At 72.5% G+C, this 16,216-nt stretch carries 16 protein-coding genes; 10 read left to right on the top strand and 6 right to left on the bottom strand.

Translation table 11 applies throughout. The features are described 5' to 3' along the window. Positions 1 to 8 precede the first annotated feature (8 nt). From IE277_RS12020 to IE277_RS12005, 4 genes are all read right to left on the bottom strand, one after another. Positions 9 to 557 carry a TetR/AcrR family transcriptional regulator gene (locus tag IE277_RS12020; RefSeq protein ID WP_189951428.1) on the bottom strand — a complete coding sequence of 183 codons (549 nt, stop codon included), beginning with the start codon at positions 555 to 557 and terminating at the stop codon, positions 9 to 11. Positions 558 to 640: 83 nt separating this feature from the next. After that, complete coding sequence (locus IE277_RS12015) at positions 641 to 1,612, bottom strand: aldo/keto reductase (RefSeq protein WP_189951426.1); 972 nt, start codon at positions 1,610 to 1,612, stop codon at positions 641 to 643. Positions 1,613 to 1,721: 109 nt separating this feature from the next. After that, a complete protein-coding gene (gene argH, locus IE277_RS12010) occupies positions 1,722 to 3,149 on the bottom strand; it encodes an argininosuccinate lyase (RefSeq protein ID WP_189951423.1) in 1,428 nt (475 codons plus the stop codon). A 52-nt stretch (positions 3,150 to 3,201) separates the two neighbouring features. Continuing rightward, positions 3,202 to 4,398 carry an argininosuccinate synthase gene (locus tag IE277_RS12005; protein ID WP_189951421.1) on the bottom strand — a complete coding sequence of 399 codons (1,197 nt, stop codon included), beginning with the start codon at positions 4,396 to 4,398 and terminating at the stop codon, positions 3,202 to 3,204. 115 nt (positions 4,399 to 4,513) lie between these two features. On the opposite strand from IE277_RS12005, the gene IE277_RS12000 reads away from it, so the two are divergent. Next, complete coding sequence (locus IE277_RS12000) at positions 4,514 to 5,101, top strand: pyridoxamine 5'-phosphate oxidase family protein (protein WP_189951419.1); 588 nt, start codon at positions 4,514 to 4,516, stop codon at positions 5,099 to 5,101. 3 nt (positions 5,102 to 5,104) lie between these two features. After that, complete coding sequence (locus IE277_RS11995) at positions 5,105 to 5,809, top strand: L,D-transpeptidase family protein (RefSeq protein WP_189951417.1); 705 nt, start codon at positions 5,105 to 5,107, stop codon at positions 5,807 to 5,809. Here IE277_RS11995 and IE277_RS11990 read toward each other — a convergent pair. Together IE277_RS11990 and IE277_RS11985 are read right to left on the bottom strand one after the other, a co-directional pair. Then, on the bottom strand, positions 5,796 to 7,304 hold the full coding sequence (locus IE277_RS11990) for a sensor histidine kinase (protein WP_189951415.1): 1,509 nt from the start codon (positions 7,302 to 7,304) through the stop codon (positions 5,796 to 5,798). The genes IE277_RS11995 and IE277_RS11990 overlap by 14 nt on opposite strands. After that, positions 7,301 to 8,041 carry a response regulator transcription factor gene (locus IE277_RS11985; protein WP_189951413.1) on the bottom strand — a complete coding sequence of 247 codons (741 nt, stop codon included), beginning with the start codon at positions 8,039 to 8,041 and terminating at the stop codon, positions 7,301 to 7,303. Before IE277_RS11985 ends, IE277_RS11990 begins: the two co-directional genes overlap by 4 nt. A 210-nt stretch (positions 8,042 to 8,251) precedes the next feature. Between IE277_RS11985 and IE277_RS11980 the strand changes: the two genes are divergently transcribed. The 8 genes from IE277_RS11980 (at position 8,252) to IE277_RS11945 (ending at position 16,175) form a co-directional block, all read left to right on the top strand. Further along, the gene (locus tag IE277_RS11980) at positions 8,252 to 9,604 is read left to right on the top strand and encodes a ferredoxin reductase family protein (RefSeq protein ID WP_189951412.1); all 1,353 of its coding nucleotides are present in this window, start codon (positions 8,252 to 8,254) and stop codon (positions 9,602 to 9,604) included. Positions 9,605 to 9,614: 10 nt separating this feature from the next. Further along, positions 9,615 to 10,064, top strand: coding sequence for an FMN-binding protein (locus IE277_RS11975; RefSeq protein ID WP_189951410.1), 450 nt, complete (start codon positions 9,615 to 9,617; stop codon positions 10,062 to 10,064). Positions 10,065 to 10,123: 59 nt separating this feature from the next. After that, positions 10,124 to 11,506 (top strand): ferredoxin reductase family protein, encoded by a 1,383-nt coding sequence (locus tag IE277_RS11970; RefSeq protein WP_189951408.1) that lies wholly within the window; start codon positions 10,124 to 10,126, stop codon positions 11,504 to 11,506. 45 nt (positions 11,507 to 11,551) lie between these two features. Further along, entirely contained in the window at positions 11,552 to 12,322 is a 771-nt protein-coding gene (locus tag IE277_RS11965) for an FMN-binding protein (RefSeq protein WP_189951406.1), read from the top strand. Beyond that, positions 12,315 to 13,118 carry an FAD:protein FMN transferase gene (locus IE277_RS11960; RefSeq protein ID WP_373310768.1) on the top strand — a complete coding sequence of 268 codons (804 nt, stop codon included), beginning with the start codon at positions 12,315 to 12,317 and terminating at the stop codon, positions 13,116 to 13,118. Before IE277_RS11965 ends, IE277_RS11960 begins: the two co-directional genes overlap by 8 nt. A 129-nt stretch (positions 13,119 to 13,247) precedes the next feature. After that, a complete protein-coding gene (locus IE277_RS11955) occupies positions 13,248 to 13,415 on the top strand; it encodes a hypothetical protein (protein WP_189951404.1) in 168 nt (55 codons plus the stop codon). 73 nt (positions 13,416 to 13,488) lie between these two features. Then, a complete protein-coding gene (locus IE277_RS11950; protein WP_189951402.1) occupies positions 13,489 to 15,303 on the top strand; it encodes an ABC transporter ATP-binding protein in 1,815 nt (604 codons plus the stop codon). Further along, entirely contained in the window at positions 15,300 to 16,175 is an 876-nt protein-coding gene (locus tag IE277_RS11945; RefSeq protein ID WP_189951400.1) for a serine/threonine-protein kinase, read from the top strand. Before IE277_RS11950 ends, IE277_RS11945 begins: the two co-directional genes overlap by 4 nt. Positions 16,176 to 16,216: the final 41 nt, after the last annotated feature.

Here is a 16,216-nt window from a genome sequence, read left to right as displayed (position 1 = left end):
TCGTGCTCTTACGCGTGGGTACGTCGTGCGCCGCCGAGCAGCAGCTCGACGATCATGTAGGTGAAGTCCTTGGCGGCCACCCGGCCCTCCGCCACCGCCCAGGCGCCGGAGGCCAGCAGGCCGTAGAGCGCCTCGGTGAGCCAGGCCGGGGTGAGGTCGATGCGGAACTCGCCGCTCTCCTGGCCGCGCCGGAACAGGGCCGTGAGGCGTTCGTCGATACGGGCCCAGCCCTGGTTCTGTTCCTCGCCCTCGAACAGCTGGTTCTCGGTGTAGAGGAAGGCGAGGAGGCCGGCGGCGGGTTCGATGGCGCGGACCAGGCGGTGGACGGCCTCGGCCGCCGGACCCTCGTCCAGCCGGGCCGCCGCCAGCGCCGCCTCGCACTCCTCGATGCCGAGCGCCTCCAGCGCCCGCACGAGCGCGTCGCGCCCGGCGAAGTGGCGGTGCAGGGTGGCACGGCTGATCCCGGCGGCCTTGGCGACCTCGTCCATGGTCGCGGTGGATTTACGGGTCAGCAGGGCGGCCGCGCTGCGCAGCACCTGGTCACGATCGAGAGCCATGAGACAAGGATAGACCATGTGAGACATCTTTGTCTCATCACGGGCATGCATGACTCATCTCCGCTGGTCGGAACGAGTGCGGCTCAGTGCCAGGGCAGCTGTCCGCGCCGCTCCCAGTAGGCGCGCGGGTCCTCCGCCAGCGTGGCGAGACGGGTCATCTGGTCCACGTCGAGGTCGACGGCGGGAGCATGGAGATTGGAGAAGAGCTGAGGGACGGTCGCGGCGCCGGAGAGGACGACGCCGACCCAGGGCCGGCGCAGGATCCAGGCCAGGGCGACCGCGTCGCAGCCCAGCGAGGTCTCGTCCGCGACGGATTTCAGCATCTGGGGAGCGTGCGGCGCGGCCAGCCGGCCGTTGGCCATGCCCTCCTTGATGATCACCGTGAGCCCGGCGTCGTGCGCCTCGGCGAGCGCGGGTCCCGCCGAGGGCTCCAGGGCGTTGTACGTGGACTGGACGGTGCGGAAGAGCGGCTCGCCGTCGACCGTGATCGCGAGGGCGGCGCGGACGGCGTCGGCCTGGGCGGGGCCGCTGGTGGAGAAGCCGATGGTCAGGCCCTGGGCGGCGGCCTCGGCGAGGCGGGCGTGCAGGTCCTTGTCGGTCAGGGCCGGGCTGTCCGGGGTCACCGAGTGGATCTGGTAGAGGTCGAGCCGGTCGCCGAGCAGCGCGTCGGTCTCGGCGCGCTGCCGCTCGTAGGTGGCGAGACCGTGGTCCTTGACCTCGTGCTGTTCGGCCTCGGCGGACCAGCCGGCGGTGTAGGTGTAGCCCCACTTGCTGCCGACGACCACGTCGTCGATGTCGGGGCGGGCGTTCAGCCAGTCGGCGAGGAACTCCTCGGAGCGGCCGTAGGAGCGGGCCACGTCGAAGTAGCGCACGCCCTGGGCGTAGGCGGCGTCGAGGAGTTCGTGGGTACGGTCCCGGAGGGCGTCGACGCCGCGGTTCTCTCCGAGGTCTTCGTCGCGGCCGAGGTTGATGTAGCCGGGGCGGCCGACGGCGGCCAGGCCGAGGCCGATGTGGCAGGTCGGCGTCGTCGCGTGCGCGAGACGGGCGAAGGGCATCGCGGGCTCCGTTCGGTCGGCTCCGGTACGGCTTGCGACCAACGTACCCCGCGCCCCAGAGGGGCGCGGGGAACTGCGCGACCAGCCACGACGCAACCCGCAGGCCGGGTCAGCTCTTGGCCGTCGCCCACGCGTGCTGCGCGGCCACGTCCGCCTTGACCTCCGCCAGCTGGACGGCGACGGCGCTGGGTGCCGTACCTCCGCGCCCGTTGCGGGAGGCAAGAGCGCCGGGCACGTTGAGCACGCCCCGCACCTCCGGAGTGAGATGCGCGCTGATCTTCGCGAACTGCTCGTCCGTCAGCTCGTCCAGTTCCTTGCCCTCGGCCTCGGCGACCTTCACGCACTCCCCCGCGACCTCGTGGGCCACGCGGAACGGCACGCCCTGCCTGACCAGCCACTCGGCGATGTCGGTGGCGAGCGAGAAACCGGCCGGGGCCAGCTCCTCCATGCGCTCGCGGTGGACCGTGAGGGTGGCGATCATTCCGGTGAAGGCGGGCAGCAGCACCTCCAGCTGGTCGCAGGAGTCGAAGACCGGCTCCTTGTCCTCCTGGAGATCGCGGTTGTAGGCGAGGGGCAGGGCCTTCAGGGTGGCCAGCAGCCCGGTCAGGTTGCCGATCAGTCGGCCGGACTTGCCGCGGGCCAGCTCGGCGATGTCCGGGTTCTTCTTCTGCGGCATGATCGACGAGCCCGTGGAGAACGCGTCGTGCAGGGTCACGAAGGAGAACTCCTTCGTGTTCCAGATGATGATCTCCTCGGCGATCCGGGAGAGGTTCACGCCGATCATGGCGGTGATGAAGGCGAACTCCGCCACGAAGTCACGGGAGGCCGTGCCGTCGATGGAGTTGCCGACGCTGCCGTGCTCGAAGCCGAGGTCCCGGGCGACGGCCTCCGGGTCCAGGCCGAGCGAGGAGCCGGCGAGGGCGCCGGAGCCGTACGGCGACACGGCCGTGCGCTCGTCCCACTGGCGCAGCCGCTCGGCGTCCCGGGACAGGGACTGGACGTGGGCGAGGACATGGTGGGCGAACAGGACCGGCTGGGCGTGCTGGAGATGGGTGCGGCCGGGCATCGCGACGTCCGGGTGGGCCTCGGCGAGGCTGATCAGGGCGTCCTGGAGGTCGGCGACCAGTGCGCCGATCGTCCGGGCATGGTCCCTCAGATACATCCGGAAGAGGGTCGCCACCTGGTCGTTCCTCGACCGGCCGGCGCGCAGCTTGCCGCCGAGGTCGGGGCCGAGGCGCTCCAGCAGGCCACGCTCCAGGGCGGTGTGCACGTCCTCGTCGGCGATCGTGCCCACGAAGGAGCCGTCGGCGACATCGGCCTCCAGCCGGTCCAGTCCGGCGATCATGCGCTGCAGCTCGTCCTCGGTGAGCAGCCCCGCCTTGCTCAGGACGCGCGCGTGGGCACGCGAACCGGCGATGTCGTACGGCGCGAGGCGCCAGTCGAAGTGGACGGACGCGGACAGCTTCGCCAGGGCCTCGGCGGGACCGTCTGCGAAACGGCCGCCCCAGAGCCGAACGTCACCGCTGCTGCTGCTCACTTGGGCTGCTCCTTGAGAGGGTTGGGTCGGTGTGCGGGAGGTCTGCGTCAGGCTATGCCTGCAGGTCGCGCCGTGCGGCGATCTTCGACGACAGGCTGTAGATGTCGATGAAGCCCTTGGCGGCGGACTGGTCGAAGGTGTCGCCGGTGTCGTAGGTGGCGAGGTCGAAGTCGTACAGGGACGACGCCGAGCGCCGGCCGGTGACGACCGCGCGGCCGCCGTGCAGGGTCATCCGGATGTCGCCGGTCACATGCCGGCCGGCCTCGTCGATGAAGCCGTCCAGGGCGCGCTTGAGCGGGGAGAACCACTGGCCGTCGTAGACCAGTTCGCCCCAGCGCTGCTCGACCTGCCGCTTGTAGCGGGCGAGTTCGCGCTCGACGGTGACGTTCTCCAGCTCCTGGTGGGCGGTGATCAGGGCGATCGCGCCCGGGGCCTCGTACACCTCGCGGGACTTGATGCCGACGAGGCGGTCCTCGACCATGTCGATCCGGCCGATGCCCTGGGCACCGGCGCGTTCGTTGAGCTGCTGGATCGCCCGCAGGACGGTGACGGGCTCGCCGTCGATCGCGACCGGGGCACCCTCCTCGAAGGTGATGATCACCTCGTCGGGCTCGCGCGGGATCGCCGGGTCGGCGGTGTAGTCGTAGATGTCCTCGATCGGGGCGTTCCAGATGTCCTCCAGGAAGCCCGTCTCGACGGCGCGTCCGAAGACGTTCTGGTCGATGGAGTACGGGGACTTCTTGGTGGTGGCGATCGGGAGCCGCTTGGCCTCGCAGAAGGCGATCGCCTTGTCCCGGGTCATCGCGTAGTCGCGGACCGGGGCGATGCACTTCAGGTCGGGGGCGAGGGCGACGATGCCGGCCTCGAAGCGGACCTGGTCGTTGCCCTTGCCGGTGCAGCCGTGGGCGACGGTCGTGGCGCCGTGCTTGCGGGCGGCGGCGACCAGGTGCTTGACGATCACCGGCCGGGACAGCGCCGAGACCAGCGGATAGCGGTCCATGTAGAGGGCGTTGGCCTTGACCGCCGGGAGGCAGTACTCGTCGGCGAACTCGTCCTTGGCGTCGGCGACCTCGGCCTCGACGGCTCCACAGGCGAGGGCGCGCTTGCGGATGACGTCCAGGTCCTCGCCGCCCTGGCCGACGTCCACCGCTACGGCGATGACCTCGGCGCCCGTCTCCTCGGCGATCCAGCCGATGGCGACGGAGGTGTCCAGACCGCCCGAATAGGCGAGTACGACGCGCTCGGTCACGGGTTTCTCCTCACACTGCGTCTACCGACATGCATGAGTATGCAGAGCTCTGCATGATTCGTCAATTGAACCTGTCCTTAGACAAGCGAAGGAGTTTCCCTGATAATCGTTAGGCATGGGAAAGACTTATGAGCGCATCGACGGCAGACTCCGGACGTTCATCGAGGAACAGCCCCTTTTCTTCACCGCGACCGCCCCGCTCTCCGGCGACGGCACGGTCAATCTCTCGCCCAAGGGCCTCAAGGGCTCCTTCGTCCTGCTCGACGAGCGGACCGTGGCGTATCTCGACTTCGCCGGGTCCAACGCCGAGACCATCGCCCACCTGCGGGAGAACGGGCGGATCACCCTGATGTGGTGCGCCTTCCAGGGCCCGCCGAACATCGTGCGCGTCCACGGCCGGGGCGAGCCCGTCTTCCGGGACGACCCGCGCTTCCCGGAGCTGCTCACCCGCTTCCCGGACATCGACGCCGACGCGCACGGGCTGCGCGCGGTCATCGTCGTGCACGCGGAGCTGATCCGGGACAGCTGCGGGTACGCGGTCCCCTACATGGCGTACGAGGAGGACCGTGACCTGCACGGGAAGCGGTTCGGGCGGGAGGACGACGCCTCACTGAGCGCGTACTTCGAGAAGAAGGAACATGTGGCGACGAGCCTGGACGGACTACCCGGGCTGCCGTTGCCGCTCCCGCCGTCTACCGTCTGAGCCATGCGCCCCGGTGTCGTGCTCACCCTCGTGTCCGCGTCCTCGATCGCCCTGCTCGGGCTCACCCCGGGCGCCGTGTGCGCGCCGTTGCCCGCGCGCATGGCGGACACCGGCGGCGGCACCCAGCTGATCACCGCTCAGGCCCCGCGCACCGACGCGACGTCGGGGACCCTCACCTGGTGGGACCTGCGGCACGGACGGTGGGTGCGGGCCGGTGCCGCGCCGGCGCGGTTCGGGGCGAAGGGCCTGGTGGAGGGCGCGAAGCGCACGCAGGGGACGGACACCACACCGACCGGGCTGTACGCGCTTCCCTTCGGCTTCGGGATCAAGGCGGCGCCGGGCGGCACCCGGGTCACATACCGTGCGGTGAAGGACGGTTCGTGGTGGTGCGAGGACAATGACTCACGGTCCTACAACCGGTGGGTCGAGCCGCTGCCGCAGGACTGCCGGGCGTCCGAGTCCGAGCATCTGGTCACCTACACCGCCCAGTACGCGTACGGCCTCGTCATCGGGTTCAACTACGACCGGCCCGTCCGGGGGCGCGGCGCCGGGATCTTCCTGCATGTCAACGGGCGTGGGGCCACGGCCGGGTGTGTGTCGGTGCCGGAGGACGCGATGCGGCGGATTCTCCGGTGGGCCAGGCCCGCGCGGGCCCCGCATGTCGCCATCGGGACCGACAGCGGTGCCACGGCGATCATCCGGTACTGATGTTCCGTGCGCGGTTCCCCGCGCCCCTCTGGCCGGGCAGTCGCACCCTGAACGTCGTGGAGCCCGGTCCGCTCTCCAGCCCCACCGTCCCCTCGTGCGCCTCCGTCACCGCCGCCACGATCGCGAGGCCCAGGCCCGCGCCGGTGCCGGCAGCGTGAGCGTCCGGGCGGCGGCGGTGGTCGGCTCGGGTGAAGCGTTCGAAGACGTCCGGCTGGACGTCCTCGGGGACACCGGGGCCGTCGTCATGGACGGAGAGTTCGGCCGCGTCGGGCGCCGCCACCAGGGTCACCGTCACCGTGGTGCCCACGGGGGTGTGCAAACGCGCGTTGGCCAACAGGTTGGCCACCACCTGATGGAGGCGGTGGGCGTCGCCCGGGACCGTCACCGGGTCCTCGGGGAGGTCCAGGGACCAGCGGTGACCGGGGCCCGCGGCCCGTGCGTCCGTCACCGCGTCCAGGACCAGGCGGGTCAGATCCACCGGGCCGCTCTCCAACGGGCGGCCCGCGTCGAGCCGGGCCAGCAGCAGCAGATCGTCGACCATCTCGCCCATCCGCACGGACTCGGCCTTGATGCGCTCCAGGGCCCGGGTGACCTCCGCCGGCACCGGGCCGGGGTGGAGGAGGGCCAGTTCGGCATGGCCGCGGACGGAGGCGACCGGGGTGCGCAGCTCGTGGCTGGCGTCGGCGGCGAAGCGGCGCAGCCGCTCCTCGACGGCGTGCCGCTTGGTCAGGGCGTTCTCGACATGCCGCAGCATGCGGTTGAAGGCCGCCGCCACCTGGCCGACCTCGCTGCGCGGATCGCTGTCCGGGGCGCGCGACGGCAGCGCCACCTCACCGCTGGCCAGGGGCAGTTCGCTGACCCTGGTGGCGGTCGCGGCGACCCGGCTCAGCGGGCGCAGCGACCAGCGGACCCACAGCGCCCCGGCCACGCCGACGACGGTCAGGGCCAGGCCGAAGACGGTCACGGCGACCAGTCCGAGGCGTTTCACGACGGCCCGTACCGGCTCCGTCGGCAGCCCCGTGACCAGCACGTCGCCGTCCCTGCCGGGCCATGCCATCAGCCGGTAGTCGTGCAGGTGCGACAGGCACACGGTGTGGCCGGCGCCGTCCACCGCAAGCCCGGCCAGGGCCCTGCGGTCGGCGGCGGTCAGGCTGACACCGGGGTCCCGCCCGTTGCCCGCGGGCACCACCGCGGCGCTGGTGACCCGGCCGTTCAGCAGCCGGGCGCCGAACGTCCCGGCGGCCTGTCTGCGGGTGTCGCCGTGCTCGTCGCCGTCATGGTCCGACGGCTTGTAGGTGCCGTGCTCCAGGCTCTGCGGGAAGGCCGGGCCCGCCTGCTGCAGCTGCTGGTCGAGCCGGCGGACGAGCGAGCCGTTCAGTTCGACGACGGCCGCCGCCCCGACCGCGGCACAGCTGATCGCGAGCAGCACGACCAGTCCGGCGATGAGCCGGGCGCGCAGGGTGCGGGGGCGGGGCAGCCGCCGGAGGAACGTCACCTGCTGACCGGTTTCAGCACATAGCCCGACCCGCGCACCGTGTGGATCATGGGCTCACGCCCCGCGTCCATCTTCTTGCGCAGGTAGGAGATGTACAGCTCGACCACATGGGCCCGGCCGCCGAAGTCGTAGGACCAGACCCGGTCGAGGATCTGCGCCTTGCTGAGCACGCGGCGCGGGTTGCGCATGAGGAAGCGGAGCAGCTCGAACTCCGTGGGCGAGAGTTCGATCAGCTCACCGGCCCGGGTGACCTCGCGGGCCTCCTCGTCCATGACCAGGTCGCCGACGGTCAGCCGCGGCCCCTCCTCCAGCTGCCGGGCCATGCCCGCCCGGCGCAGCAGACCGCGCAGCCGGGCCACGACCTCCTCCAGGCTGAAGGGCTTGGTGACATAGTCGTCGCCGCCCGCCGTGATGCCCGCGATCCGGTCCTCGACGGCGTCCCGGGCCGTGAGGAAGAGGACACAGACGTCCGGTTTCACCTCGTGCAGCCGGCGCAGCACGGCGAAGCCGTCGGTGTCGGGGAGCATCACGTCGAGGACGACGGCGTCCGGCAGCAGCTCGTGCGCGGCGGCCACGGCCGAGGCACCGTCGCCGGCCGCGCGCACCTCCCAGCCCTCGTAGCGCAGGGCGCCGGTGAGGACCTCCGCGAGATCGAGGTCGTCGTCGACGACGAGGACGCGCAGCGCGGTGCCGTCGGGTCGGGTGAGGGCCGGGCGGCCGGAGCGGGTGGTGTTCATCGCGCCTACCAGCATCACCCCTGGGCACGGGTGGGACGTACCGCCCCGGCTCTGAGTTTTCTGTGAGTACGCTCACCGGCCTCCTGAACGCCGGATGAGGACCGCTTCTGAGTTCGCTCTCGATACAGCCGGTCCCAGGCTCGCTCAGAGGTCCCTGAGAACTTCGCCCCGCACAGTGGCCTGGCACGACGGACGAAGGGACGGCTGCTGATGACCACCGTGGACGCGCGACGGGCGGCCCCGCCGCTGCCGGTGACCGCACGGCGCTCCCCCGCCGGCCCGGTGCTGGCCGTGCTGTGGGCCGGGGCGGCGGCCGTGGTGACGCTCTGGTGGGCGGACACCGGGGCCGTGGTCGCCGCGGCCGGCTGGCTGACCGGCGCCGGGCGGATCGCCGGGCTGCTGTGCGGGTACGCCTGCGCGGTGCTCGTCGGCCTGCTGGCGCGGGTGCCGCTGCTGGAGCACCGGGTCGGCTCGGACCGGGTGGCGCGCTGGCACGCGATGGCCGGCCGCTACACGGTCTGTCTGCTTCTCCTGCACATCGCGCTGGTCCTCGCCGGGTACGCCGCCCAGGACCGGGCCTCGCTGTGGCACGAGACGGTGACCGTCGTCCTGGACTACCCGGACATGCTCAAGGCGAGTGCGGGCACGGTGATCCTCTTCGCGGTCGGCATCACCTCGGCCCGCGCCGTGCGCCGCCGCACCAGCCACGAGTTCTGGTACTACGTCCACCTGCTGACGTACGCGGCCGTCTTCCTGGCCTTCTTCCACCAGCTGACACTGGGGGACGAGTTCCATGGCAAGCCGGTCGCGACGGCCCTCTGGTACGCGCTGTACCTGGGCGCCGCGGCCCTGGTGCTGTGGTTCCGGGTCCTCGCCCCCGTCCGCCTCAACCGGCGTCACCGGCTGCGCGTGGAGTCGGTGCACCGGGAGGCTCCGGGGGTGTACTCGGTCGTCGTGCGCGGGCGGCGGCTGACGGAACTGGGGGCGCGGCCGGGGCAGTTCTTCCGCTGGCGGTTCCTCGGCGCGGGCATGGGCTGGACGTCGACGCCGTACTCCCTGTCGGCGCCGGCGCGCCCGGACCGCCTGCGGATCACGGTCAAGGCGCTCGGCGACCACAGCGCGGCCGTCGCCTCGCTGCGGCCCGGCGTCCGGGTGTGGGCGGAGGGGCCGTACGGCTCGCTGACCGCCGACCGGGCCACCGGTCACCGCAGCCTGCTCATCGCGGCCGGCGTCGGTGTCACCCCGCTGCGGGCGCTGTTCGAGACGCTGCCCGGCGAGGTCACCCTGCTGTACCGGGCGCGGCGCGCCGAGGACCTGGCGCTCGGCCAGGAGCTGGAGGCGATCGCCCGGTGGCGCGGCGCGCGGGTGCTCTACGCGCTGAACGGGCCGGGCGGGGAACGTCCGGACATCTCGGCCGAGTCGCTGCGCGCGACCTTCCCCGCCCTCGCCGGCCACGATGTCTACCTCTGCGGCCCGCACGGCTTCGCGCGGGACGTGTACGAGGCGCTGCGGGCGGCCGGGGTGCCGGACCGCCGGATCCACCACGAGTCGTTCGAGCTGTGAGGGCCCGGAAGTGCACGCGTTGAAGAAGAACCGTCCGCTGCGCCGCATCGTGCTGGCGAGTGCCGCGACCGTCTCCGGGATGGTGCTGCTGCTGTCGCTGAAGCCGCACACGAGTCCCACGGTGGTGACGGCGAGCACCGACTCGCCCTCGGTGTCCAGCAGTTCGAGCGCATCGGGCGGCGGCGCCGGGACCACCACCGGCGACACGGTCCAGACCCGCTGGGGCCCGGTCCAGGTGCGGGTGACGGTCAGGGGCGGCCGGCTCACGGACGTCACGGCCGTGCGGTACCCGCGGGACAACCCGCGCGACCAGGAGATCAACAGCTACGCGCTGCCCCAGCTGCGGCGCGAGGCGCTGGCCGCGCAGAGCGCCGCGATCGACACGGTGTCGGGCGCCACGTACACCAGCACCGGGTACCGGCAGTCCCTGCAGTCCGCGCTGGACTCGGCAGGGCTGTGAACACGCGGCGCGTCCGGCACGTATCTGTGGGCCAAGGGCCGAGTCCCCACGGAGGAACCGTGACCACCACGCTCGCAGGCGGACGTGCCGCCCGCCGCCAGACGATGCGCCGCATCCGCCCGCGCCGCAGCCCGGCCGTACCGCTGCTGCTCGCCGTCGGGGCGGGCGCGGCGGCCGTGCTGTGGCTCTGGTGGCACAACACCCCGTCCATCGCCGACAACACCGGCCGGATCCTCAACGCGGGCCGGATCACCGGGCTGCTCGCCGGCTATCTGATGGCGCTGGTCGTGCTCCAGATGGCGCGCGTGCCGGCGCTGGAGCGGCGGGTCGGCTCGGACCGGGTCGCCCGCTGGCACGCGATGAGCGGCCGCTACACGCTCTGCCTGATCGCGGCGCATGTCTTCCTCACCATGTGGGGGTACGCGCTGCAGGCGGGCAAGTCGCTCGGCGACATCGTGCAGCAGACGATCGACTCCGTCGACCAGCTGCCCGATGTGGGCAAGGCGGCGATCGGCACGGGCCTGTTCGTGCTGATCGGGCTGACCTCGACCGGCTGGATCCGCCGCCTGATGCCGTACGACACCTGGTACCACGTGCATCTGCTGACGTACGCGGCGGTGTTCCTGACGTTCTGGCACCAGATCACCACCGGCAACGACTTCGCGGTCGAGCCGGTCGCCAGGACCTTCTGGTACGGCCTGTACGGCGCGGTCAGCGCGCTGGTGATCTGGTACCGGATCCTCACCCCGATCCGGCTGAACCTGAAGCACCGGATGCGGGTGGAGGCGGTGATCGAGGAGACGCCGGGCATCGTGTCGGTGCTGATCGGCGGGCGCAAGCTGCACCGGATGGGCGCGGAGGCGGGCCAGTTCTTCCGCTGGCGGTTCCTCGCGCCCGGGATGCGCTTCAGCTCGCACCCGTACTCGCTGTCGGCGGCGCCCCGCCCGGACATGCTGCGGATCACGGTGAAGGCGATCGGCGACCACAGCGCCCGGCTGCGGGAGCTGCCGCCCGGCACCCGGGTGTGGGCGGAGGGCCCGTACGGGGCGATGACCGCGCAGCGGCGCAGCCGGGGCAAGGTGCTGCTGGTCGCGGGCGGGGTCGGCATCACGCCGATGCGGGCGCTGTTCGAGACGCTGCCCGGCGCGGCCGGTGACATCACCCTGCTCTACCGGGCCAACAGCACCCAGGACCTGGCGCTGTGGGACGAGCTGGCGGCGATCGCCGACGAGCGGGGCGCCCGGCTGATGTACGCGGTGAACAGCCCGGACGGCGAGCGGCCGGACATCTCCGCGGAGAACCTCCAGCGGAAGATCCCGGACATCGACCGGCACGACGTCTTCATGTGCGGCCCGGCCGGGTTCGCGCAGTCGGTGTTCGAGGCACTGCGCGGCGCGGGGGTTCCCGCCCGGCGTATCCATCACGAGTCGTTCGAGATGTGAGCGGGCGCAACGGAGAGACCGGGACCGACGGAGAGATACGGACACATGAGGAAGAGTCATCCCATTCGACGGGTCGTGCTGGCCACCACCGCCACCGTCTCCGGTGTCGTCCTGCTGCTGGCGCTGAAGCCGGCGTCGGATCCGGCCGCGGCGTCGGCGGCGGGCGCGGCACCGCAGGCGCCGGCGGCGCGGCAGCCGTCCCAGGGCGGCGCGCAGCCGGCCGGTGCCGCGGGCGGCACGGTGACCGGTGACGCGGCGCAGACGCAGTACGGCACCGTGCAGGTGCGGCTGACCGTCGCGGGCGGGAAGATCACCAAGGCGGAGGCCGTGCAGGCGCCCAAGGGCGGACTGAGCGACCAGAAGACGGCGCTGGCCGTCCCCAGACTCAACCAGGAGGCCGTCGCCGCGCAGAGCGCGCGGATCGACGCGGTCTCCGGGGCGACGTACACGAGCACCGGCTACAAGAAGTCCCTCCAGTCGGCGCTGGACAAGGCGAAGCCGGCCGGTTCCGCGGGGAAGACCGGTTCCTCCGGTACCGCGCAGGCCCGCACGGTGACCGGGAAGGTCGCGCAGACCCAGTACGGACCGGTCCAGGTACGGATCACGGTCAGCGGCGGCAAGATCACCCAGGCGGCGGCCGTACAGGCGCCCAAGGGCGGACTGAGCGACCAGAAGACGGCGCTGGCCGTCCCCAGACTCAACCAGGAGGCCGTCACGGCCGGCAACGCGCACATCGACGCCGTCTCCGGCGCCACCTACACCAGCACCGGCTACCAGCAGTCCCTGCAGTCGGCGCTGGACCAGGCCGGTGGCTGACACGGTGGCCGAGCCGGGCGAGGCCCCCGCCGCGGTGCGTCATGCGGAGGAGGTCATGGGGACCGTCTTCTCCTTCGACGTCCGCGGCGGGGAACCCGGGGCGGTGCGCGCGGCCCTCGACGAGGCGGTCGCCGGACTGCGCGCGGCGGACGCGGTGTTCAGCACCTACCGCGAGGACAGCGAGGTCGCGCGGCTGGCCCGGGGTGAGCTGACCGTGGCGGAGTGCGCCCCGGACGTGGCCGAGGTGCTGCGCCTCGCGGCGGAGGCGGAACGGGTGAGCGAGGGCTGGTTCAGCAGCCGCTACCAGGGCTCGCTGGATCCCACCGGCATCGTCAAGGGCTGGGCCGCCGAGCGGGCGGCGCGGCTGCTGGCAGGGGTGGCCGGGGTGTGCGGGGTGAGTGTCAACGGGGGCGGGGACGTCCAGTTGCTGGGCACGCCGGAGCCGCAGCGGCCCTGGCGGGTGGGCGTGGCCGATCCGCTGCGGCCGGGCGGGCTGGCGGCGGTGGTCTCGGCGGCGGGCACGGCCGAACTGTCGGTGGCGACCTCGGGCACCGCCGAGCGGGGCGCGCACATCGTGGATCCGCGGACGGGCAGGCCGGCGGTGACGGACCTGGTCTCCGTGACGGTGGTGGGGCCGCGGCTGACCTGGGTGGACTGCTGGGCCACGGCGGCGTTCGCGATGGGCTCGCGGGCGGGGCTGGCCTGGCTGGAGTCCCTGCCGGACGTGGAGGGCCTGCTGATCACGGCGGGCGACGAGGTGCGCTGCACCGGCGGGTTGGCGGCGCGGCTGGGCTGACGAGAGGCCAGGGTGACGGAACGGCATCCATGACCTCCACGACATTGCGGGCGACTTTTTTCGCCGGGGAGCCATCCGTTTCCCGTCCCGGGACGTATCCCAGATACAGCGAGTTTCGGGAGGAACACCATGGCTGTCTTCAACGCTCTCCTGCCGGCCCTCCGCGGTGACCACGGGAAGGACACCTCGCGGCACGGCCACGGCCACCGCCACAGTCACCACCACGATCACGATCACCACCACGGCCACCGCCACGACCACGGCGACCGCCACGACCACGACCACGACCGCTACTGAGATCGCACACCAGGCTGAGCGGACCGGCGGCCTGGGCCCTGTCCGCTCAGCCGATCTCCGAGGAACGCGTGCCATGGTGCCCGTGCTGCGCCGTCTCCTTGCGGTGGGCGAGGCCGGCGGCGGTGTCGTCGCGGCCGCGCCCGCCGTCCCGCCGCGTGAGGTGTTCCGGCGGTTCTGGCCGTACACCCGCGGCGGCCGCCGCTGGCTCGTCCCCGTGCTCCTGTTCAGCCTGGCCGGACCCGCCGTCGACGCCGCGGAGATCTGGCTCTTCAAGACCCTCGTGGACGGTGTGCTCGTCCCGCGCGACCTCCGCCCGCTGCTGTGGATCGCGCCGGTCTGTCTCGGGCTCGTCGTCTGCTCCGGGGTGCTGGGGTTCGCCGACGAGGTGACGTCCACCTGGGTCGGCGAGCGCTTCCTGCTCTCCTTGCGCTCCGCTGTGTTCCGGCACGTCCAGGGGCTCTCGCTCGGCTTCTTCGAGCGCCGCCGGCTCGGCGATGTGCTGTCCCGCATCACGGGGGACGTCGACGCGGTCGAGACGTTCCTGCTCTCGGGGGTGGCGGACGCCCTCTACTACGTCGCCCAACTGGGCGTGTTCCTGGGCCTGTTGTTCTATCTGCGGTGGGACCTGACCCTGCTCGCCCTCGTCGTCGTGCCGGTGTTCTGGGCCGCGGCACGGCACTTCGCGCGGCTGACCAGGGTGGCCTCGCGGGAGCGGCGGCGGCGCGGCGGCTCGCTCAGCGCCGTCGCCGAGGAGTCGCTCGGCAATGTCGCCCTGGTGCAGGCGTACAACCGGCAGGGCTGGGAGGCGGCCCGGTTCGACCGGGAGAACCTGGGCAGGTTCCGGGCGGCGATGGCCTCGGTGCGGATCCGGGCCGTCTACCGGCCCGTCGTCGAGATCATCGAGGTGACCGGGGCCCTCGCGGTCATGGGCCTCGGCACCTGGAAGCTGGCCCAGGGCCAGCTCACGCTCGGCGGACTGCTGGTCTTCCTGGCGCTGATCGGCAGGCTCTACGGCCCGGTCCACGGCCTGTCCGGGCTGGGCACGGCCTTCTACGCGGCCGCCGCCTCGGCCGAACGGATCATCGAGCTGCTGGACCAGCGCCCGCAGGTCGCCGAGGTCCCCGGTGCCCGGCGGACCGGCCGGGCGCGGGGCGAGGTGGACTTCGACGGCGTCTGGTTCCGCTATCCGGGTGCCTCCTCGTGGGCGCTGTCGGACGTGTCCTTCCATGTGGCCCCGGGCGAGACGATGGCGCTGGTCGGGGCCAGCGGGGCCGGCAAGTCCACACTCGCCAAGCTCCAGTTGCGCTTCTACGACCCCGACCGGGGGGCCGTCCGGCTCGACGGGACCGATCTGCGGCAGCTACGGCTGTCCGACGTACGGGACAGCGTCGCGGTGGTGCTGCAGGAGACGCTCGTCTTCCACGGCACGGTGCGGGAGAACATCGCCTACGGCCGGCGGGGGGCGAGCGAGGCGGACATCGTCGCGGCGGCCCGCGCGGCGGACGCCCACGCGTTCATCGAGCGGCTCCCGGAGGGCTACGACACCCTGGTGGGCCAGCGTGGCCGCACCCTGTCCGGCGGGCAGTGCCAGCGGCTGGCGATCGCCCGCGCGATGATCAGGGACGCGCCGGTGCTGCTGCTGGACGAGCCCACCACCGGGCTCGATGTGCGCTCCGGCCGACGGATCATGGATCCGCTGCGCCGCCTCATGGCCGGCCGGACCACCGTCGTCATCTCCCACAACCTGCTGACCGTCCGCGACGCCACCCGGATCGTGGTGCTCGATCACGGCCGGGTCGTGGAACTCGGCGCCCACGACGATCTGCTGCGCGGCCGGGGAGCATACGCCTCGCTGCACCGGCTGAGCGCGGGCACGGTGCTCTCATGAGCGGCCCCGCGCCGCTCGCGGCGGGCACGGAACCGGTGCCCGGGTACGAGGTCCTCGCGCATCTGGCCCGCACCGGCTGGCTCGACGTGTACGACGCGTGGAGCGAGGAACGCGCCTGCCGGTGTGTGATCAAGGTCGTGCGGCCGGACCTGCGGGACGCGGAGCGGCTCGGCGAGCGGCTGCTGCGGGAGGGGCGGTGGCTACGGGAGTTCAGCCATCCGCACCTGGTCCGGGGGTACGAGACCGTCGACTCGCCCAGGCCGCTGGTCGTCCTGGAGACACTGACCGGGGAGACGCTGGCCCACCTCGTGCACCGGCTGCGGCGCCGGACGGCCGCCGCCGACGTGGCGCTCCTCGGCACGCAGTTGTGCTCGGCGGTCCACTATCTGCACGGCCGGGGCCTGCTGCACCTGGACCTGAAGCCGGCCAATGTGGTGGTGGAGCGCGGGCATGCCAAGGTGCTGGACCTGAGTGTCGCCCGGCCGCCCGGACCGGCGCCCGCCGGGGTGGGCACGCGCGGCTATCTCGCGCCGGAGCAGGCGCGTGGCGGTCCGCTGACGGCCGCCGCCGACGTGTGGGGCATCGGCGTCACCCTGTACGAGGTCGCGTGCGGTGCGGGGCCGTTCGACGACGCGGAGAGCACGGGCGAATCCGAATCCGAATCCGAGTCCGGGTCCGGGTCCGGCGGCACCGGCCCGGACGAGCGGTGTCCGCAGGCGCCGGAACCGGCCCCGCCGATCGCGTCCCGAAGGCGGCTGCCGCCCGCGCTGGCCACCTCCGTCGACGCCTGTCTGCGGGCCGACCCGGCGGCGCGGCCCACGGTCGCCGAGCTGGCCGCGGCGCTGGGGTCGGCCCTGCCGCCGCTTCCCTGACCGGTGCCCGCCCCCGGCTCACCCGTCCGGTTCACTCGTCC

Source organism: Streptomyces alanosinicus, assembly GCF_014650595.1.
GTDB classification, from domain to species: Bacteria; Actinomycetota; Actinomycetes; order Streptomycetales; family Streptomycetaceae; genus Streptomyces; species Streptomyces alanosinicus.
This window is presented reverse-complemented; position numbering and strand designations above follow the sequence as displayed.

Bases quoted from the DNA above. Each gene is read 5' to 3' on its own strand.
- IE277_RS12020 (WP_189951428.1), bottom strand. From the start codon at position 557: ATGGCTCTCGATCGTGACCAGGTGCTGCGCAGCGCGGCCGCCCTGCTG.
- IE277_RS12015 (WP_189951426.1), bottom strand. From the start codon at position 1,612: ATGCCCTTCGCCCGTCTCGCGCACGCGACGACGCCGACCTGCCACATC.
- IE277_RS12000 (WP_189951419.1), top strand. From the start codon at position 4,514: ATGGGAAAGACTTATGAGCGCATCGACGGCAGACTCCGGACGTTCATC.
- IE277_RS11995 (WP_189951417.1), top strand. From the start codon at position 5,105: ATGCGCCCCGGTGTCGTGCTCACCCTCGTGTCCGCGTCCTCGATCGCC.
- IE277_RS11985 (WP_189951413.1), bottom strand. From the start codon at position 8,041: ATGAACACCACCCGCTCCGGCCGCCCGGCCCTCACCCGACCCGACGGC.
- IE277_RS11980 (WP_189951412.1), top strand. From the start codon at position 8,252: ATGACCACCGTGGACGCGCGACGGGCGGCCCCGCCGCTGCCGGTGACC.
- IE277_RS11965 (WP_189951406.1), top strand. From the start codon at position 11,552: ATGAGGAAGAGTCATCCCATTCGACGGGTCGTGCTGGCCACCACCGCC.
- IE277_RS11955 (WP_189951404.1), top strand. From the start codon at position 13,248: ATGGCTGTCTTCAACGCTCTCCTGCCGGCCCTCCGCGGTGACCACGGG.
- IE277_RS11950 (WP_189951402.1), top strand. From the start codon at position 13,489: ATGGTGCCCGTGCTGCGCCGTCTCCTTGCGGTGGGCGAGGCCGGCGGC.
- IE277_RS11945 (WP_189951400.1), top strand. From the start codon at position 15,300: ATGAGCGGCCCCGCGCCGCTCGCGGCGGGCACGGAACCGGTGCCCGGG.